The 19168-nt window shown below is 54.3% G+C and carries 16 protein-coding genes; 9 read left to right on the plus strand and 7 right to left on the minus strand.

Annotated features, from left to right (window positions below):
• The 3 genes from QQ91_RS12035 to QQ91_RS12045 form a co-directional block, all read left to right on the plus strand.
• A partial coding sequence (locus QQ91_RS12035) for an ammonium transporter (protein WP_375340949.1) occupies positions 1 to 824 on the plus strand: 824 nt, incomplete at its 5' end.
• A gap of 273 nt (positions 825 to 1097) precedes the next feature.
• Positions 1098 to 1424 carry a DUF1815 family protein gene (locus QQ91_RS12040; protein ID WP_166282364.1) on the plus strand — a complete coding sequence of 109 codons (327 nt, stop codon included), beginning with the start codon at positions 1098 to 1100 and terminating at the stop codon, positions 1422 to 1424.
• A gap of 5 nt (positions 1425 to 1429) precedes the next feature.
• Positions 1430 to 2320, plus strand: coding sequence for an alpha/beta fold hydrolase (locus QQ91_RS12045; RefSeq protein WP_166282367.1), 891 nt, complete (start codon positions 1430 to 1432; stop codon positions 2318 to 2320).
• Here the strand turns inward: QQ91_RS12045 and QQ91_RS12050 are convergent.
• Both QQ91_RS12050 and QQ91_RS12055 read right to left on the minus strand, forming a co-directional pair.
• Entirely contained in the window at positions 2317 to 3090 is a 774-nt protein-coding gene (locus tag QQ91_RS12050; protein WP_250833345.1) for a class I SAM-dependent methyltransferase, read from the minus strand. The two genes, QQ91_RS12045 and QQ91_RS12050, sit on opposite strands and share 4 nt — an antisense overlap.
• Complete coding sequence (locus QQ91_RS12055; protein ID WP_201277443.1) at positions 3087 to 5438, minus strand: HmpF-related protein; 2352 nt, start codon at positions 5436 to 5438, stop codon at positions 3087 to 3089. Before QQ91_RS12055 ends, QQ91_RS12050 begins: the two co-directional genes overlap by 4 nt.
• Before the next feature lie 200 nt (positions 5439 to 5638).
• On the opposite strand from QQ91_RS12055, the gene QQ91_RS12060 reads away from it, so the two are divergent.
• The 3 genes from QQ91_RS12060 (at position 5639) to trxA (ending at position 9435) form a co-directional block, all read left to right on the plus strand.
• Entirely contained in the window at positions 5639 to 7237 is a 1599-nt protein-coding gene (locus QQ91_RS12060) for a DUF3747 domain-containing protein (RefSeq protein WP_166282371.1), read from the plus strand.
• Positions 7238 to 7589: 352 nt separating this feature from the next.
• Positions 7590 to 9068 carry a M16 family metallopeptidase gene (locus tag QQ91_RS12065; RefSeq protein ID WP_166282425.1) on the plus strand — a complete coding sequence of 493 codons (1479 nt, stop codon included), beginning with the start codon at positions 7590 to 7592 and terminating at the stop codon, positions 9066 to 9068.
• A 49-nt stretch (positions 9069 to 9117) separates the two neighbouring features.
• Positions 9118 to 9435 carry a thioredoxin gene (trxA, locus tag QQ91_RS12070; RefSeq protein WP_166282373.1) on the plus strand — a complete coding sequence of 106 codons (318 nt, stop codon included), beginning with the start codon at positions 9118 to 9120 and terminating at the stop codon, positions 9433 to 9435.
• Here the strand turns inward: trxA and QQ91_RS12075 are convergent.
• From QQ91_RS12075 to QQ91_RS12090, 4 genes are all read right to left on the minus strand, one after another.
• Entirely contained in the window at positions 9407 to 10150 is a 744-nt protein-coding gene (locus QQ91_RS12075) for an HAD family hydrolase (protein WP_166282375.1), read from the minus strand. The genes trxA and QQ91_RS12075 overlap by 29 nt on opposite strands.
• Positions 10151 to 10160: 10 nt before the next feature.
• Complete coding sequence (locus QQ91_RS12080) at positions 10161 to 10784, minus strand: cytochrome c oxidase subunit 3 (RefSeq protein WP_166282377.1); 624 nt, start codon at positions 10782 to 10784, stop codon at positions 10161 to 10163.
• Between the two features lie 76 nt (positions 10785 to 10860).
• Positions 10861 to 12522 carry a cytochrome c oxidase subunit I gene (ctaD, locus tag QQ91_RS12085; protein ID WP_166282379.1) on the minus strand — a complete coding sequence of 554 codons (1662 nt, stop codon included), beginning with the start codon at positions 12520 to 12522 and terminating at the stop codon, positions 10861 to 10863.
• Between the two features lie 85 nt (positions 12523 to 12607).
• Positions 12608 to 13582, minus strand: coding sequence for a cytochrome c oxidase subunit II (locus QQ91_RS12090; protein ID WP_166282381.1), 975 nt, complete (start codon positions 13580 to 13582; stop codon positions 12608 to 12610).
• Positions 13583 to 14162: 580 nt separating this feature from the next.
• Between QQ91_RS12090 and QQ91_RS12095 the strand changes: the two genes are divergently transcribed.
• The 3 genes from QQ91_RS12095 to QQ91_RS12105 all read left to right on the plus strand — a co-directional run bounded on the left by QQ91_RS12095 (position 14163) and on the right by QQ91_RS12105 (position 18281).
• Positions 14163 to 15224, plus strand: a complete 1062-nt coding sequence (locus tag QQ91_RS12095; protein ID WP_166282383.1) for a fatty acid desaturase — start codon at positions 14163 to 14165, stop codon at positions 15222 to 15224.
• Between the two features lie 147 nt (positions 15225 to 15371).
• Entirely contained in the window at positions 15372 to 17027 is a 1656-nt protein-coding gene (gene groL, locus QQ91_RS12100; protein WP_166282385.1) for a chaperonin GroEL, read from the plus strand.
• Positions 17028 to 17525: 498 nt separating this feature from the next.
• The gene (locus QQ91_RS12105) at positions 17526 to 18281 is read left to right on the plus strand and encodes a DUF1517 domain-containing protein (RefSeq protein ID WP_166282387.1); all 756 of its coding nucleotides are present in this window, start codon (positions 17526 to 17528) and stop codon (positions 18279 to 18281) included.
• Positions 18282 to 18313: 32 nt separating this feature from the next.
• Here QQ91_RS12105 and QQ91_RS12110 read toward each other — a convergent pair whose 3' ends face one another.
• Positions 18314 to 19057, minus strand: a complete 744-nt coding sequence (locus QQ91_RS12110; RefSeq protein WP_166282389.1) for a M15 family metallopeptidase — start codon at positions 19055 to 19057, stop codon at positions 18314 to 18316.
• Between the last annotated feature and the right edge of the window lie 111 nt (positions 19058 to 19168).

Here is a 19168-nt window from a genome sequence, read left to right on the forward strand (position 1 = left end):
CCATTACCGGTCACTGGGTCTGGGGTGGCGGTTGGTTGGCCAACCTGGGAACAGCCTTTGGCGACTTTGCTGGATCAACAGTGGTTCACTCGGTAGGCGGCTGGGCGGCCTTGACGGGGGCACTCATTCTGGGACCTCGTTTTGGTCGATACACCGATCGCGGTGCAAATGCAATGCCGGGCCACAGCATGAGCTTGGCAACTTTGGGCTGCTTAATTCTCTGGTTAGGCTGGTTTGGATTTAATCCTGGCTCCACCATGGCCGCGGACCCCAGCGCAATTTCCCACATTGCAGTGACCACAAATATTGCAGCGGCCTTTGGCGGGGTCGCGGCTACCTTTACAGCCATGTTTTACCTTGGCAAGCCCGACCTTTCCATGATTATCAACGGTGTCTTGGCTGGATTAGTGGGGATTACCGCAGGCTGTGACTCGGTTAGTGTGCCCTGGGCCGCCGTGATTGGATTGATTGCGGGAATTCTCGTTGTCTTTTCAGTGACCATCTTTGACCGCCTCAAGATTGACGATCCGGTGGGCGCCACCTCTGTACACTTGGTTTGCGGTGTATGGGGCACGCTAGCGGTGGGCTTATTTAAAGATGAAGCCGGCCTAATCACTGCCGGGCAATTTGCCCAACTGGGATCTCAAATCATTGGCATTGTCTCCGTTGGTGCCTTTACGGTGATTACGACCGCTGTTTCCTGGTACATCATTAAGGCGGTTGCGGGGATTCGAGTTCCTCAAGAGGAAGAAATCCGTGGCTTAGATGTTGGCGAGCACGGTATGGAGGCTTACAGTGGCTTCTTAAAAGAGGAAGTGCGCTAGGGATCGTCAGGCCTCAAATTCTCTCGTTAATGAAATAATTTGAGCGGAGAAGTTTATCTTTTCCGCTTTTTTGCTGGATTTCACCGGATAGAATATATTTAAATTTTTACAACATCTTCATGCCCTAGGCCGGGTTGAGGATAGGTTTCGGGAAACCTCATGTTAAATAGCCTTAAACTTATAGAGGTCGAGATAAAGCCGCCATCATGAGGAGCAATACTTAAATAAATCTAAAGAAGGTAGAATTGTAAACGTGATTTATGGGTGACGCCCATGTTTTTTCGATTAGCTGATCAGCACCGGCTGCTGGTGCAAGATCTTGTAATGAATCTGCAGGCATTGGCCATTGTGCTCGAAAAACGGGGGTATATTGCCTCTTGCTATACCTGCGGTGGGCAGATGAGTAGTGCCTCTTTTATGGTGAGCTTAGGAGAGGGACATCTGATTCGCTTCTTGGTGTCGGACTATGGCATTACTTGGACCGAAATGCGCGATGATCGGGAACTGATGAAGTTAGAGGGCGCTGAGGCGATCAGCCAACTACAGGAGTTGGCGAACCTTGTCAAAACCCAGCAGCCCAGTTTTGTTGCGATCGCGTGAGCCAAATGGATTCTAGTATTTCCGCCTGGACCCATCAGTTTATTTGCACCAATCGAATTAACCTTCACTACGTCACTCAAGGGGAAGGTGAATTAGTAATTCTACTGCACGGTTTCCCGGAGTTCTGGTATTCCTGGCGGTTTCAGATTCCCGTGCTGGCCAAGCACTTTAAGGTGGTGGTTCCGGATCTGCGGGGCTACAACGATTCAGACAAACCCCGCAGCGGCTACGACATTGACACGCTCACCCAGGATATTCTCGGACTCATTGAAAGTTTGGGGTATACCCAGGCCCACGTGGTGGGTCATGACTGCGGAGGGATGATTGCCTGGAATCTGGCCCATCGATTTCCCCAATCTCTCAAAAGTTTGTCGCTTCTCAATGCGCCCCATCCCTCCCGCTTGGTGCGCAATGTAGCAGGTACTCTGGATGATCTTCTGCGCACCTCGCTGTTATTCGCGGCCCAGGTGCCAGGTATTCCTGAGCAATGGATTCACCAGAGCTTGCCCCAGTTTGTCAGGAATTACTTTCAAACCCAGGCGGTTCGTAAGGCAGCCTTCTCTAAGGACGTGCTGGAACTCTATGAGGCGGCGTTGGCAAAGCAGGGAGCCGTAACGGCAGTTCTGCATCACTACCGCCAGATGCTCAATCCTTCCCTGTGGCTAGCCAAATTAGGCGGACCGCCAGATCCCATTCAGGTGCCCACTCTGGTGCTGTGGGGAGAGGACGACACCACCTTGGATAATTCCCTGCTAGAGGTTTCCGCACGTTTCATCCAGGCTCCCTTTCGGGCCAAGCTGATTCCAGAATGTGGCCATTGGATTCAGCAGGAGGTGCCTCGGCTAGTGAATGCTGAGCTGCTGAAGTTTTTACCGTCTGCCCCTGCCCTGGCCTAGGGCGAGGCAACAGCAATAAACGGGTCTTGTCTTTGAAAGACCAGCAGATGCTGCTGCGGCAAGCCCCGCAGAGTCTGGATCCATTGATAGCCTGAGGCGGCCAATTCCGCCTTAATCTGAGCCTGGCTCATCTTATGATGCGGCTTTATCAAAACGCGAGGATTTTCAGCCTTATATTCCGCAATTACGAGGTGTCCGCCGGGTTTAAGGCTGCTGGCAAGGGCGTTGAGCATTTCCCTGGGGAAGGCCAGTTCGTGGTATACATCCACCATCAACGCGAGATCCACAGAGGCCTGGGGCAAATTGGGACTTTGTTCACTGCCTTGAATGGGAATCAGATTATTGACGCCCTGATCCTGCAAAAGCCGGAGCATTTCGGGCTGAATATCCACAGCCAAGACCTGACCTGCTGGAACTTGTGAGGCAAGGCGAGCGCTGATATATCCAGTCCCTGCGCCAATGTCGGCCACGGTGTCCTCCGGGCGAAGTTTGAGTAGGCGCACTAACTGGTCCGGGTGCTCTTGCGCGGCACGGCTCGGTCGGTTGAGCCAGTCCGCTCCCTGATAGCCCATGACCTGAGCAATTTCCCGGCCCATATAAATCTTGCCTGTGCCATCGAAGCTGGCAGGTCGTTGCTGATAGAGGCTGGAGGTGGAGGGATCTGCGATGGTGACGTTGAGGCCAACGGTTCCTAAGATCACCCAGGCAATCAGCGCTAGGGCGATGATCCGCAAAGCCATTTGCCCCAGGTTGAAGCCAATGGTGATCACCGCAACTCCCTCCTATCGCTGGCAGAGGAGATCTGTTCCGCCGCGACTCTGGCGTAGAGGATGCCCAGATATTTCCGCAGGATTTCCTGCTCCGCGATTAGGTGCGGACGTTGACCCATAAACGTGGCGGTCAGGAGCGTTAGTTTTTCAGTTTCCTCCTTGAGCTGCATCTCTGTTTGGAGGCGCGTGTAGGCATTTCCTTCCTTAAGAGCGCGCTGTAGGCTTTGAACCTGCTGGCGCTGTTCTATCACCTCTTGTTCCTCTTCTAGGACCAGGGAAAGCTGGCTGGACCAGCGTTGCCAGCGAGCCGCAATGGCCTGCTTGAGTGTGGCGAGGGGCAGGTGATAAAGCTTCTCTAAGGAATGGTCGCTGTCTAGGGGATTCTCTGGGTGAGGGCTTCGCGCCAGGGCTGCAAAGGTAGACAGGATCGCAGGGGAGGAGGATCGGTCCTTCTGGATCCGCAATGGTAAGTCCCATTGGCTCTGGCGGATGATGCGGGTATGTGCTGGGGCCTGATCTAGATAGGGGGCATCGGTGAGGATCATGCCTCGACATAGTCGTCCGGCACGCTCAAGAATTGCCTTTGCCTGGGGGATGTGATCCTGTTTGATCCCTGTGCCCCGAAGGACCAGCACAATCGCGTCGGAGGTATCGGCCATTAAATAGCCGTGGGCCGATTCCGATAAGGGGGGCGCGTCCACCAAAATATGGTCGTAGCGCGATCGCAATTCTTCCATGAGCAAAGACATTCCGGGAGAATTGAGAAGCATGTCCCAGTTCTGATGGGCCTGACCGCAGGTCAGCAAATCCAAGTTGGGTTGCACCCGTTGCAAGGCCTTCCCCAGGCTAATCTGGGCCTCAAGATAGTCTCCCAGCCCCGGCCCAGGGAACGAGGACCAGGGAGATTTAGAAGCCTCAAGGCCAAAGTCAGCATCCAGGAGAAGGATTTTTCGCCCCTGCACCGTGAGGGCTTGGGCCAATTGGGCAAGAAGGGCCGTTTGCCCGACGTTTCGCTCCATCTTGGTAAATGTTAGGACCTGGGGCATTCCGCCACTTCCCCCAGCCTGCTGGAGCGAGGTCAGCAGCGCAGTGAAGGTTTGCTGGAACTGCGGAGGCTGGGAGGATGGCTTGGGGGAAAAGGGAGCATGGGTCAGAGAGCGGAAGGTCGTACGGGCTGAATGGGGAATTATCCCGAGGATGGGGATGTGCGCGGCCTGGTAGAGATCGCCCAAAGAACGAAAGGAGCGATCGCTGCGATCGCGCCACCAGACGGCTATGAATCCAAGGGTCACACTGAACAGGCCCCCTCCCCCAAACCAAAGGGGGGTGTAGGGACGAAAGGGTTGATTGGGAACGGTGGCCAGCTGCACAATTGTTGGGGCTGTCAGCGCTGGCTGGTCCAGAACCACGGGGCCTTGTTGATTGGCTAGAAAGGCCTGATAACGCTGCGTTGCCAGGATGAGCAGCTTTTGCAAATTCAAGGTTTGCTGTTCCAGAGGCGGAATCAGCGCGCTGATGGATTGCGAGGAACTGGACCGACCCAGCAGATCCTGAAGCTGCTCTAGAATCTGTTGCCGGGTCTGGGTTAAGTTCACCAGATCGCTGAGGATCTGTTGCTGGGAATCAGAGACGATCCCTTGCTGGCGCTGGAGCTGTCCCAAATCCTCTGCAATGGTGGAAGCCTGACGGTCAACATTCGCCTGAAAGGACTGTAGCAGGTCACTTTGCTCACCCACGGTGCTTGAGGAGGGCTGCTGGGTATTCGCCTGAATTTGATAAAGCGCCTGTTGAGACTGCTTAAGGAGCATCTCGGATTCCACCAGGTAGGGCTGCACAAATCGGGTAAAGCTCATCGAGGCCGCCAGCGACTCCGGCTCAATTTGCTGCATATACAGCTGCAGGGTGGTGTTCACCACCTCCGCTGCCTGTTGGGGATTAGGGGAAACGTAGGCCAGTTGAACCTGATCCCCCGGCGCGATCGCCCTAAGGACCAGCTGGTCTCGTAATTGCCGGGGTGAAATTAAATTTCCCTGCCCATCGGTTAGGTTCTGGCGTTGAATGGTTTGTTTGAGCAATGAATCTGACGTGATTAGCTGAGCCTCAGGGGTTACCGTAGTCCTTCGGAAAAAGAATCTGGCCAAGAGTACATCTAACCGATCGGGGTCTTGCGCAGGTTTTAGGGGAGACCGTTCGCTGGTTTCAGGTTGAAAAATACCGACCGCTCGATACCGTGCCGGCTGTAAATGGTACAGTGCTGCTACCAGTCCTAGACTGCCTCCAGTGACGAAGGCCCATGTCTTCCATCGGCGCTGAAATAGCGTCCAGATCGTCTGCTTCGCAATCCCCATGACCTTTGCTCTACCCCTGTTTAAAACCATGTCCAAAATACTCCTGTGCCGATTTTTTAAAAGGGCCGTGGCGAATTTGGAACATTCACTAGGGTTCAACCGACGATAAAGGGCATAATGCACTTGTCCCAGATAGCAGCTGGCCACTTAGCCAACTGCGGTGGACATCGTTCTCACTCACTATCCCGGTTAAGACAGCCATGAATTCTGCGGCGTTTCTCCCCATTGGTGTCCTACTGGCAACATCGGTGGTTATTCCGATTCAAGCCCTCAAAAGCCATGCCGCGGAATTTGGCCAAACGGAAGTTGAGCAATCTAGATTTATCGCGGTAGCGGTTCCTCGTTCTAATAATTTCTACAGCCTCACTATCTTAGAGCAGATTTCAGACCAGCGTCCCTGTTGGCAAGAGCGAGGCAGTCGCCCCACCCTGATTGACCCTCTCCTGTTAAAGTTTAATTTCGCCGGAATCTGCGGTCGCAGCGCCGATAGCAACGGTTACTCCATTCGCCGGAACGGTCAGGACTTAGGCTTAGACTACCGTCTAACCCTCCAGCGGCGAAACAATGAGGTCGTGTTGCTGGGGGTTCCCCAACGAGGAGGATCTTCCCTGGAGTTAGGTCACACGCAGGGGCTAAGCGATTCACTCATGAAAATCAATCTGCGTCCAGGATGGAAATTTGCCAAGCGCAACTACCAGGGCAAAACCCTAGGACATATTTACCTGGCTCAGGAAGGTCCGGCAATTGGCACTTTACCGGCCCCCCGATCCGGGTCCGGGGTAAGCTCGTCCGGGGCAACCTCGCCCCCATCAGCAGCCTCACTCCCATTGCCGCAATCCTTGAGCCGCCGTACCAGCGCCCCCGACTTGCGCTCCTCCCCTAGCTCGGACCGCTCTCGCCTCTATCGACTCTACGTTAAGCCTCGCCGGTCTGCGGATGAAGCCCTGGTGCGATCGCTGGTGCCTGGATCCTTTCGATCCTCCTATCGAGGCACAGCCGTAATGCAGGCGGGGCTGTTTGAGGACAAGGACAAGGCACGGGACTTACAAAAAACTTTGGAAAAGCGGGGGTTGCAGACTGCCCTCGTGGAAGAGCGTGGTGGAGAGTCTGATCCCGTGACAACCTCAGAGAGGCAAGTGGCCTCCCTGCCGTCGTCAACCTCCGTCAGCCGTCGCACCAGCACCCCTATGCGCACCCCCGCTGGGTCTGAGCGCTCTCGCTTTTATCGACTCTATGTGAAGCCTCGCCGATCTGCGGATGAAGCCCTAGTGCGATCGCTGGTGCCTGGATCTTTTCGATCCTCCTATCAGGGCACAGCCGTGATGCAGGTAGGGCTGTTTGAGGACAAGGACAAAGCACAGGATTTACAAAAAACCTTGGAAAGACGCGGCTTAAAAACCTCACTGGTGGAGGAGCAGGGGACCATTCCGGCGGCGAGAACCCCGGCAAGCGGGGGGGCGCCAGTTTCAGGGTCAGTGTTGCGAGTGCCTTCGAGCCGCATTCCCTTTGGAAATGCGCGGGGTGAAGGGGATGTCTATGGACGAGGAAACGGGACCGATCCTCCTCCTCCTCCGGATCCGGCTCTGGCGTTGGCTCCGCGGATTCGAGTCATGGTGCCCACCAATTCTACGGCCCAGCAGTCTCGTGTTCGCTCCCTGGTCAAGGATGCGTTTCGATCCTCCTACCAGGGACGTTTGGTCATGCAGGTGGGATCCTTTGTGGATATGAATGAGGCTCAGACGGTCATCGCGCTGATGCAACGCAATGGCTTCCAACCGATTATTGACCGATCCAACTAGCCTGGTTGCGGGCCGACAGGACAAGGACTGGTCTCAGGCACTAGGAAGGGATCTGATTCATTCCACCCGCCACCCAATTCCTGTAGGGTTGGTCTATCGTAGGGAGGAGAATCCTCTGGGATCGTAACTTCCGGGTGAAACAGCCAAGCGATTAAAACGGGACTGTGAAATGGGTGGGAAAAATAGCGTGAAGGATGCGGATTTGACGAAGCAGCCAGGAGCCTGGGCCGGCCTGCTGGGGTTCAGACCTCAGAAAGGAGATTCAGGCCCAAAGGGGGGCGATCGCCCCTGGCAACAGGCTGGCGCGATCGCCCTTGGCCTAGTGGCATTATGTTCTAGCGTTCTGTTCTGGATGTCACCCGCCTGGGCCAGTTCAGCGGCCAGTTCAGCGCGCCAGCCCCAGTCAATTCAACCCTATTTACGACAGGTTGCTCGGAACATTACGACGTTTCGCCTCAAAAACGGCCTGAAGTTTATTGTCCTAGAGCGCCATGGGGCGCCAGTGGTTTCCTTTTTGACCTATGCCGATGTGGGCGGGGCTAATGAACCGGACGGACAGACTGGCGTTGCTCACTATCTGGAGCATCTGGCCTTCAAAGGCACTCGGCATATTGGGGGGCAAAACTACGAGCAAGAGCGCCAAATTTTAGAGCAGCAAGATCAATTGTTCGCGCAGCTTCAACAGGCCAGATCGAACCAGAACGCCGCGGAAGTGGCTCGCCTAGAAGCAGAATTTCAGCAGCTTGAAGATCAAGCCGATGCCCTGGTAATTCCCAATCAAATGGGCCAAATTGTCAATCAGGAAGGCGGCGTGGGTCTCAATGCCACGACCTCCGCCGATGCCACCCAATATTTTTATAGCTTTCCGGCCAATAAGCTAGAGCTGTGGATGTCTCTGGAGTCTGATCGCTTTTTAGAGCCCGTTTTTCGAGAATTTTACAAAGAAAAAGAAGTGATTCTGGAAGAGCGGCGCATGCGCACCGATAATTCTCCCATTGGCAAAATGGTGGAAGCCTTCTTGGACACCGCTTTTGTGCAGCACCCCTATCGACGACCCGTCATTGGCTATGAGCGTGATCTCAGGGCGCTGACCCGCCAGAATGTTCAGGACTTCTTTGACAACTACTATGGCCCTAATAATCTCACCATTGGCATTGTGGGAGATGTCAATCCTCGACAGGTGAGACGCCTGGCTCAGCTTTACTTTGGACGTTATCCTGCCCATCCAGGGGTTCCCCGGTTAGACGCAGTGGAGCCGCCGCAAACGCAAACACGCACCGTGGAGCTGAAGCTGCCTTCCCAGCCTTGGTATTTGGAGGGATATCATCGTCCTGCAATGACGGATCCAGATGAAGGGGTGTATCAACTGATTGCCAGTATTCTGAGCGATGGACGCACCTCTCGTCTGTACAAGTCTTTGGTGGAGGAGCAGCAGGTGGCCTTAAATGCTCAGGGATTCAATGGATTTCCGGGAGATAAATATCCAAACCTGATGCTGTTTTACGCTTTGAGCGCCCCAGGACATAGCCTTGATGAGGTGGAACTAGCGCTGCGTCAAGAAATCGATCGTCTCAAATCCGAACCCGTAACCGCCCAAGAGCTTGATCGCGTTAAAACGCAGGCTAAGGCCGGGCTGCTGCGATCCCTGGATTCCAATAGCGGGATGGCTAACCTGCTCGTAGAATATGAAGTAAAAACTGGAGACTGGCGTAACCTGTTTCGGCAGCTTGATCGTCTGGAAGCAGTGACTGCCGCCGATATTCAACGGGTGGCCCAAGCCACCTTTAGCCCTGAAAATCGCACCATTGGTCGGATTCTCTCCGCAGAGTGACCCTTAGCGTCAACCCTAATTCGCGTAAATCTCAACCTAGGACCCGGAAATGGCTAAAACTCAAGAGTTTCAAAGTTTCGATGACCTGCTACAGCAGTCTCCAAAGCCGGTGCTGGTCGACTTTTACGCCACCTGGTGTGGCCCCTGCAGGATGCTATCTCCCATTTTGTCTCAAGTGCAAACCCTGCTCAAGGACAAAATCCAGGTGGTTAAAATTGATACGGACAAGTATCCCGATCTGGCCCAAAAATTTTCGGTGCATGCCTTGCCCACCCTGGTGCTGTTTAAGGCAGGGGTTCCAGTACACCGCCTAGAGGGGGTGGCGCCGGCAGAAAAGATTATTGAGCAACTTTCTCCTCTGCTATAGCCGTGGGATAGGGTTGACCGGCAAAAACGGCTTGAATCCGAGGCAGTTCTAGCTCGCTTAGATAGTCCACCGTCCAATTGGTGCAACGTTGAAGCATGTGAAAGGGATAGGTGTGAGCCACACCCACCACAGGAACGTGGGCGGCCTTGGCCGCTTCAATCCCTGGAAAAGTGTCTTCTAGGGCTAGGCAGTCTTGGGGTGACAGATCGCTTAGGGTGGAAACCTGTTCCCGCAGGCGCTGAATAGCAGTTTGGTAGCCTTCCGGGTCAGGCTTGCTGGCGGTCACGTCCTCGGCTGCCACGATTCCATGGATGTACTTTGCTAAGCCGCTTCGGGTAAGGACGGTTTCAATTTCTAAGCGCAATGCTCCACTGACAATGGCAATTTTGAGATTGGCCGCCGTGGCTTCCTGAATCAAGGTTTGGACACCCTGGAACAGCGGTAGTTGATCTAGGGTGTCAAGTTTGTGCAGATAGGCCTGGGACTTGCGCTTGATCATATCCTCTAGATAGGCCTGGGATACAACGCGGCCCCGGCTGGCCAGGAGATTGGTCAAGCCGGCGCGATCGCTGCACCCCAGACAATAGTTACGAAAATCACCCGGTTGGGGCCGAAGATTTTCCGCAACCAAGAGTTCCTGGATGAGCTGTTCATGGATTCGCTCGTCATCCAGGATGACACCATTGAAATCCAGCAGCAGCGCTTTAAGAGCCATTCAAGAAAATCTAGAGAATATACAGCAGGGTAAACAAGATGATCCAGATGACATCCACAAAGTGCCAGTAAATTTCCGTTGCTTCAATACCAAAATGCTGCTCGGCGCTGTAATGGCCGGGACGGCGCGATCGCCACAGCACTGCGCCCATCATCAGCAGCCCCACGAAAACATGGAGACCATGGAATCCAGTCAGAATAAAGAACGTGCTCCCAAATAGGTGGGAGGTCAGCCCAAATTCCAGATGCTGATACTCGTAAGCTTGTCCAGCGAGAAACGTGGCGCCCATGAGCATGGTGTAGATAAACCAGCGTCTGGCTTCCCTGAGGTCCCCTTGCTTAATGGCAACGTCAGCGCGGTGGATGACAAAACTACTGGAGAGCAAAATCACAGTATTGATTCCAGGCAACAGACGCTCAAGTTCTGGAGTGCCGACCGGAGGCCAGCTTTCCGAGACCACCCGAAAGGCACCATAGGCCACAAACAGCCCCACAAAGAGCATGCTTTCAGAGATGAGAAATAAAATAAAGCCAAACAGGCGCAGATCGGGATGTTCTCCATGGCCATGAGCCATCGCATCTGCGTCAGCGACGTTTATGGACGGAGCGTTTGGGTTAACCGTCGAACCTTGCATGAAACTATCCTTTCAAAACTGAAACAAGTCTAAGTAGAAATGAGCATAGAAATCAGACCGGGGCAGGCTGCCAGACCTAGGTAACCGGGGCCGTTTCTGGTTCTTGCGAAGGCGGGGATGGAACGCTGAGGACATTCATGCCGTAGTCGTAGGGACCGTGGGTTAGGACCGGGTCGATTTCAAAGTTTTCGTGGGGGGGCGGTGAGCTGGTCATCCATTCCAGGGTCAAGGATTGCCAGGGATTGCGAGGAGCTTGGGGACCTTTAATCCAGCTATAGATGGCATTAATGACAAAGGGGAGGGTAGAAACCGCCAGAATATAGGATCCAATCGTGCAGATTAAATTAATGGTGGCAAATTGGGGATCGTACTCTGCGACACGCCGATTCATTCCCTGCAGCCCCAAAATATGCATCGGCAGGAAGGTCATATTGAACCCCACGAAGGTGAGGACGAAATGCACCCGGCCCCAAAATTCATTCAGCATTCGCCCCGTCATTTTCGGGAACCAGTGGTACAGGCCAGCGTAAATTCCAAAGACACTGCCACCAAAGAGGACGTAGTGCAGGTGCGCCACAATGAAATAGGTATCGTGAACATGAATATCAAAGGGCACCGACGCCACCATCACTCCACTGAGACCGCCCACAACAAACATTGAGACAAACCCCATGGCAAACAGCATGGCGCTACACAGACGCAGCTTTCCGCCCCAGATGGTGGCCAACCAGCTAAACACTTTAATACCGGTGGGCACCGCAATCACCATGGTGGCAATCATAAAGAACATTCGTAGCCAATCAGGGGTGCCGCTGGTAAACATGTGGTGTGCCCACACAATCAACCCCAAAAAGCTAATGGCCAGACTCGAATAGGCAATGGCCTGGTAGCCAAAAATAGGCTTGCGGGCATGGGTTGGAATGACTTCTGAAATCAGGCCAAAGGCGGGCAAAATCATGATGTAGACCGCTGGGTGGGAATAAAACCAGAACATGTGCTGGTAGACCACGGGATCACCGCCGCCGGTGGGGTTGAAAAAGGCCGTGCCCACCAGCAAGTCAAAGCCCAGAAGCACCACGGCCCCCGTCAGGACGGGGGTGGCAATGAGCTGGAGCGCAGAGGTAGCCACCATGGCCCAGCAAAACAGCGGCATTTTGTTCATCGGCATACTGGGAATTCTCATCTTTAGAATGGTGGTCATAAAGTTGAGCGCCGCCATAATTGACGAAGTTCCCAGCAAAATCACCCCACCAATCCAGATGGCTTCACCGGCTTTGTTGCTCATCAGGCTGAGAGGAGGATAGGAGGTCCAGCCGGAGTTGGCCGAACCGACAAAAAAGCTGGCCATCAACAGCAAACCCGCTGGCGGAATAATCCAAAAGGCAATCGCATTCAGGCGCGGAAAGGCCATGTCCCTGGCACCAATCATCAAGGGCACCAGGTAATTGCCAAAGCCACCTGTCAAGCTCGGGATAATCCACAGGAAAATCATGACGGTGGCATGCATCGTGAATAGCTGGTTGTAAAGTTCACGACTGACAAAGTCGGAGGCGGGCGTTGCGAGCTCTGTGCGGACGAGTTCCGCCAGAGCGCCGCCAATGAGATAAAACACAAAACTGGTGACCAGGTACTGAATGCCAATCACCTTGTGGTCGGTGCTGAAGCTGAAGTACTGCCGCCAGCGGGGCTTGGGGGTTTGCCCCTCCACCTCAGAAAGCGTAGCTTGCGCAGAAGTCATAGAAACGGAATCCTCAAACGTAGGAGCGAACTAACGGCCGAAACAGCCAAAAACGTAAATAATCTGTGCCCTGATCGGGGGCAGGTTAGAAGTGCTCGGCCTGTATTGAAGCCTCTGGATGGGCGGCGGCGAGGGTCAGGGGCAGATGATGCTGATGGGCATAGCCCGCTAGACGGGCTCCTGCTGGGGTGGGCGGCTCGGCGGCCAGAGTGGACGACGGGTCAGGGGTGACCGCCACTCGTTGACTGGCCACCCAGGCTTGATAATCCTCCGGGGTGTGAACAATGGTCCGGGTTTTCATCGCCCCATGATAGGCGCCACAGAGTTCGGCACAAATGACCGGATATTCTCCAACTCGACTGGGTGTGAAGCTTAAATGAGTTGTTTGACCAGGAATTGCATCCTGCTTCAGGCGAAATTCAGGAACCCAAAACGCATGAATCACATCCCGCGCCGCAATATCTAGCTCGACGGTTTGATTGACAGGGATATGCAGCTCGCCGGAAATAATGCCAGAGTCTGGATAATTAAAGAGCCAGGCATACTGTAGACCGGTGACGTTCACATGTAGCTTGTCATCGGTACCTATTGGGGGAACCTGACCCATTTCGTTTAAATCTTCCAGGGAAGCAGCGATCGCCGCACCGGGAGCGCGAGCCACTTCATGGGTATGGGCATGGGCCATATGGGACGTTCCCACAAAACCGCCGCTGTTGACCAGACTGTAAACATCCAGGCTGTAGATCGCCAGCCACAGGACAATGACCGCCGGAATAGCAGTCCAGAGAATTTCCAGGGGCACATTCCCCTCAACGGGTTCAGCATCGCTATCGTCCCCTTTGCGGCGTCGAAACGCAAAGAGAGAATAGACCAAAGCGCCCTGGACCAGGAGAAACAGGCCCGTTGCGATCGCAATCATGGCATTGAACAGTTGATCAATCTTGGCCGCTTCCAAGGAAGCATCAACGGGCAAGAGACCATTGTTTTGGCCATACCAAAGACTGGCCAGGGTGATCACAATGCCCACCAGCAGCGCAGTGATAGTACTTGGAATTTTCACAAGGATGCCTCGATACGGACGTCAGAAGATTGGACCTTCGTGGGATACACAGTGCTCAGCCATCCGCCAAGGGATGTCAACACACCTTCTATATAAGTTAAATCTTTCAATCTATTCGTGCAGCAATCGTTCAAACACCGTTGAATTTTGTGATGAACCTTTGAACTTGGGGGTACCCGATTCGTCATCAGGACTCTCTAAGTCAGGTTACCCAGAAGGGCTATGAGGCCATCGCAGCCTGGGGATCCCAAAGAGATTCCGTTCCCTGTTCCTGCGTGATCCCACGCGCTCTCCCCTCTGGGGATCGCGCAGGAACTCCGCAATTCTAGGCAAGAAGGGTGGGCAAAGAAAACGCTTGATCCCTCTGCATGATATAAATGTGAAGGTTTTTTAAGTTGTGTCATCTTGTCCTGTTTTAGACAAGACTATGCGCAAGTGCCTGTTGCCTGCCATGACTTCTGGCCATGCGATTTGCCTGCGGCAAACCGCTGACGCTGTTGCACTGACTACTTTTGAACGAGTAGACTCGCCTGGCAAGCCGGGTTGTTCGACCCTCTACTGGAGAATTGATCCCATACACATGATTGCAATACCCGAGAAGCGCTCCCCCCTTATTCAACCGCCCGCAGAGAGCGCGGTTAACCTTCAGCTCAAGGATGTTATCCGACTGTTGCCTAAAGACTGCTTTGAGAAAAATCAACGCAAGGCTTGGACCTCGGTCGCGATCAGCGTCATTGCGGCTGGGTTAGGCTACGGTGCCATTGCCCTCTTGCCCTGGTATCTGCTGCCCTTGGCTTGGGTGTTTACGGGGACTGCCCTGACCGGTTGGTTTGTGGTGGGACATGACTGTGGACATCGCTCCTTTGCCAAAAGTCGCTGGGTCAACAACTGGGTGGGGCACATCGCCTTTGCGCCCTTGATTTATCCCTTCCATAGCTGGCGACTGCTGCACGATCATCATCATTTGCATACCAACAAAATGCATGTGGATAACGCCTGGCATCCCTGGACAGAAGATCTCTACGGTCAAGCTGGACCTCTGATGCAAACCGTGTATGAGCTGTTTCGAGGACCGCTCTGGTGGATGGCGTCGATTATTCACTGGGCGCAGCTTCACTTTAATCCTGCCAACGTCAGTGAGCGCCACCGCGGCGAGGTCAAGGTTTCCATTGCGGTGGTGCTTCTATTTGCCCTGATCGCCTTTCCCACTCTGGTAATAACCACAGGAATCTGGGGATTTGTGAAATTCTGGCTCATGCCTTGGCTGGTCTATCACTTTTGGATGAGCACCTTCACCTTAGTTCACCACACCGCCAGCGATGTCCAGTTTCGTGAAAGTGCGGACTGGGATGCTGTGGAAGCCCAGCTTGAGGGGACAATTCACTGTGATTACCCGCGGTGGGTTGAATTTCTTTGTCATGATATTAATGTGCATGTGCCCCATCACATTTCAACTGGCATTCCTTCCTACAATCTGCGTCATGCCCATGCCAGTCTTAAGAAAACCTGGGGAGATCGCATTAAAGAGCGCCGGTTTTCCTGGACATTGCTCAAAGAAATTATTCAAACCTGTCATGTGTACCACCCTGAAACTGCTTACCGCTCCTGTGCCGAGGTTCGCCAAGGTCTGAAGCCGCAGTAAGGTTCGGTTATTTCCCCAATAACTCAACTCAGCAGGCTGACCATTGCGGGATAAAATTGCACTTGTTGAAGAATTAGCACTCTTGAGATGAGAGTGCTAATTTTATGTGCCAACCAATGCACCATTAACGATTGAAGGACTCAGTTCATGGCTAAAATCGTCACATTTGATGAGGATTCCCGCCGCTCACTGGAAGCGGGAGTGAATGCACTGGCGGATGCAGTGCGGATCACGTTAGGTCCCAAGGGACGCAACGTCGTTCTGGAGAAAAAGTTTGGTGCGCCGCAGATTGTTAACGATGGGGTCACCATCGCCAAAGAAGTTGAGCTGGAAGACCCCCTAGAAAATTCTGGTGCACAGTTGATGCGGGAGGTGGCCTCAAAAACTAATGATGCGGCAGGTGATGGAACCACTACCGCCACTGTTCTGGCCCAGTCTATGATTCGGGAGGGCTTAAAAAATGTGGCTGCTGGTGCCAATCCCGTGGCCCTTCGTCGAGGGATTGAAAAGACCATTGAGCACCTGGTCAAGGAAATTGAGGCGATGGCCCAGCCCGTTGCGGGAGACGCCATTGCTCAAGTGGCCACGATTTCAGCAGGAAATGACGATGAAGTCGGCCAAATGATCTCCTCTGCCATGGCTCAAGTCGGGAAAGATGGCGTGATTACCGTCGAGGAATCCAAGTCCCTGGCAACTGAACTGGACGTAGTGGAGGGGATGCAGATTGACCGAGGCTATATTTCCCCCTACTTTGTGACCGATGCTGAGCGAATGGAGGCGGTTCTCGACAATGCTCGCGTTCTGCTAGTCAACAAGAAAATTAGCACCGTCCAGGATTTGGTCCCTACTCTGGAAAAGGTTTCAGGGCTAGGGCAGCCTCTGCTGATTATTTCGGAAGATATCGATGGCGAAGCCCTGGCAACTCTGGTGGTCAATAAGCTGCGGGGCGTGCTGAACGTGGTGGCCATCAAAGCACCCGGCTTTGGCCAACGTCGTCAAGAGATGCTAGAGGATCTTGCGGTTTTGATGGGCGGTCAGGTGATTTCTGAGGATATTGGTCTCTCCCTGGACAAGGTGGAGCTGGATTCTTTAGGCATTGCCAGTAAGGTGACGGTCACCAAGGACAACACCACTATTGTGGCCGATTCGGGTAACAAGGCCGATATTGAAAAGCGAGCGGAACAGCTGCGTCGCCAGCTAGAGGAAACGGACTCGGCCTACGATTCGGAGAAGCTGCAAGAGCGAATTGCCAAACTCGTGGGTGGTGTTGCGGTGATCAAGGTGGGGGCAGCCACTGAGACCGAACTTAAGGACCGCAAGTTGCGCATTGAGGATGCCCTGAATGCCACAAAGGCCGCGGTTGAGGAAGGGATTGTTCCCGGTGGTGGCACAACCCTGGTTCGGCTGGTGCCGAAGGTAGATCTGATCAAGTCCCAGCTTTCCGATGAAGAGCAAGTGGGTGCGGATATTGTGGCTGCTGCCCTGAGCGCTCCCCTGTCCCAAATCGCGGATAACGCGGGTATGGAAGGTGCAGTCGTGGTAGAAAATGTGCTAGCCAAGTCTGGCAACATTGGCTACAACGCGCTGACCAACGTCTATGAGGACATGGTATCAGCTGGCGTCATTGACCCGGCGAAGGTGGTCCGTTCGGGTTTACAGTATGCCGGTTCCATTGCTGGTATGGTGTTAACGACGGAAGTGCTCGTGGTAGAAAAGCCTGAAAAAGCTTCTCCTGCGCCTGACATGGGCGGCATGGGTGGCATGGGCGGCATGGGCGGCATGGGCGGCATGGGCATGATGTAAGGGAAGGGTTCTGTCGACCTGGGTCATCCCTGACAGACCCACCCAAACGGATTGTCTCAACTAGTGCCTCAGCTGAACCCCTTAAACTGTGCACCACATTTGAAGTTATCTGAGAATCGGGAGCGGCCCAGGCCGCTCCCGATTCTTTAATCTAAGGTGGATAAAGGCTACAGTGAGGGGGCAAGCCTGGGTTAAGCCGGAGGGTGCCCTGGAGGAAGGTTGAGTCGTGGAGGAAGGTTGAACATGCGATCGCTGCAAAGAGGCCTGTGGGCAGCTTGTCTATTCTTAGGTGCCTTTTCACCTGTTGTGATGCCGGGGGGACCGGGATCTGAGGGTTCCTGGTTTTCCGTGCCGCCGGCATCTGCCCGCAGCAGTGGTGGCCGCAGTGGTGGCGGTTCCTTTCGCAGCCGCCCCCCTGCTACGCGTTCAGCGCCCGCTCAGCCACAGCGCCCACCCTCAATGACGCCGCCGCGGAGTCCATCGAGCGGAAGGGGTCCGGTGTTTGTTCCACTGCCCACTCAACCGCAATCCCCACCCAATCCATCTCTGAGTCAATCCTCGGCCTCAGGCAGTGGTGCTATTTTTTCGACCCTAGTGGTATTGATTCTGGGTGGGGTGGGACTGGCTTTTCTCGTTGGATTTTTGCTGAAGCGTCGGGGGCCAGTGGATCCGGTAACGGAGTTAAGCAACGATACGGTGACCGTGAGCCAGATCCAGGTGGCGCTGGTTGCCCATGCCGGATCCCTTCAACAGGCGCTATCCACTCTGGCGCTTCAGGCCGACACGCGTACTCCCGAAGGGTTACTGCATTTGTTGCAAGAGTCGGCCTTGATCGTACTGCGGCATTCCGAGAGCTGGACCCACGTCTATGCCGAGTCCCAGACGGTCCCCAATCTGGACATCGCTCAGAAGGTTTTCAATCAAATGGCGATCGCCGAGCGCAGTAAAATGAGCGCGGAAACCCTGGTGAATGTTGGTGGGCGAGTGCAGCAGCAAAGCGTGACTGCTCCTGGATTGGAGGAAGGACCAGCAGCCTATATTGTGGTGACGCTGTTAATGGGCACAGCCCATGATCAGCCTTTATTCGGGGAAATTAAAACCGTTGAAGCTCTGCAATCTGCGCTCAGTGAGATTGCAGCCCTAACGGCAGACTACCTGTGCGTGCTTGAGGTGCTCTGGAGTCCCCAGTCAGCGGAGGATAGCCTCACCTACGATGAGCTGCTCACCGAATATAGCGATCTGGTCCAACTCTAGAATCGCGCTCCCCCCCCTGCGCGGAGGCAAGCTTAGGAAATCAGCAAGTCATAGCGACCGTATCGCGCCTGCGGTTCCCCTTGGTCCCCAGAGAGCCAAACCCACATTTGATCGCCCAAACAAAAGTGCCACCATTCTCCAGGATGACGCTTAAATCCGGTCGCCTGCATCACCTGCGCCAGAAGGGTTCGATGCTGGGCTGCTGCTTGGGCCTGGGCTCGATTGGATAGGGAGTCCTGCGCCAGCTGCTGTTGAAAATAGTCTGGTTGCGATCGCTCCGAAAGTTCGTCAATGGGCGATCCCATCTCCACACATTGGCCAGTTTGGGTATCAAATAGCGTCAGGTCCACCGCTCCACCGGTGCTGTGGGGAGGGGGGGTTAAGGGATTTTCCTGGGGCGGTGCCCAAATTTTGTAGACCTCGCTCCAGAGATCATGGGTTTGGGACGAGGTCAGGGACGAGGCTGCCAGTCCCCGCGCCTGAACCAGGGTTTGAAAGGCATGGTGGGCCATAAACGCCTGGACGGCCAAGGGACGATAGGCATCAAAAATGTAAAGTTGCCAGTGGGGATAATCTTGTTGCAGATGCTTCTGCGCCTGGATGAGCGCTTCTTTGACCCCCAGGCGAAGGCAATAGGGGGAAAGCGAACCATAGGGCGCGCCCAGAGCCTGGTAAGCATGGGGGACGCTATGGGCAAACTGCTCCAGGGGAATTTCCACTAAAGGTTCCCCACACTCCTGGATGGGCACCTGCCAGTGGGGTCGTTGGGCCGACATTTTGGGGTTAATACAGTCTTAGTTGAGTTTTAGTTGAGACCGTCGCGGTTGAGACCGTCGCGGTTGCGCGCAAGGGATCGGCGATCGCATCATATCGCATGAACCTGCCCT

This window comes from Lyngbya confervoides BDU141951 (assembly GCF_000817775.3).
Taxonomy (GTDB): Bacteria; Cyanobacteriota; Cyanobacteriia; order Thermosynechococcales; family Thermosynechococcaceae; genus Lyngbya; species Lyngbya confervoides.

Excerpts from the sequence above, each read along its gene's own strand:
- groL (WP_166282385.1), top strand. The coding sequence starts at position 15,372 with ATGGCTAAAATCGTCACATTTGATGAGGATTCCCGCCGCTCACTGGAA.
- QQ91_RS12040 (WP_166282364.1), top strand. The coding sequence starts at position 1,098 with ATGTTTTTTCGATTAGCTGATCAGCACCGGCTGCTGGTGCAAGATCTT.
- QQ91_RS12065 (WP_166282425.1), top strand. The coding sequence starts at position 7,590 with ATGTCACCCGCCTGGGCCAGTTCAGCGGCCAGTTCAGCGCGCCAGCCC.
- ctaD (WP_166282379.1), bottom strand. The coding sequence starts at position 12,522 with ATGACTTCTGCGCAAGCTACGCTTTCTGAGGTGGAGGGGCAAACCCCC.
- QQ91_RS12060 (WP_166282371.1), top strand. The coding sequence starts at position 5,639 with ATGAATTCTGCGGCGTTTCTCCCCATTGGTGTCCTACTGGCAACATCG.
- trxA (WP_166282373.1), top strand. The coding sequence starts at position 9,118 with ATGGCTAAAACTCAAGAGTTTCAAAGTTTCGATGACCTGCTACAGCAG.
- QQ91_RS12055 (WP_201277443.1), bottom strand. The coding sequence starts at position 5,438 with ATGGGGATTGCGAAGCAGACGATCTGGACGCTATTTCAGCGCCGATGG.
- QQ91_RS12095 (WP_166282383.1), top strand. The coding sequence starts at position 14,163 with ATGATTGCAATACCCGAGAAGCGCTCCCCCCTTATTCAACCGCCCGCA.
- QQ91_RS12080 (WP_166282377.1), bottom strand. The coding sequence starts at position 10,784 with ATGCAAGGTTCGACGGTTAACCCAAACGCTCCGTCCATAAACGTCGCT.
- QQ91_RS12045 (WP_166282367.1), top strand. The coding sequence starts at position 1,430 with ATGGATTCTAGTATTTCCGCCTGGACCCATCAGTTTATTTGCACCAAT.
- QQ91_RS12075 (WP_166282375.1), bottom strand. The coding sequence starts at position 10,150 with ATGGCTCTTAAAGCGCTGCTGCTGGATTTCAATGGTGTCATCCTGGAT.
- QQ91_RS12110 (WP_166282389.1), bottom strand. The coding sequence starts at position 19,057 with ATGTCGGCCCAACGACCCCACTGGCAGGTGCCCATCCAGGAGTGTGGG.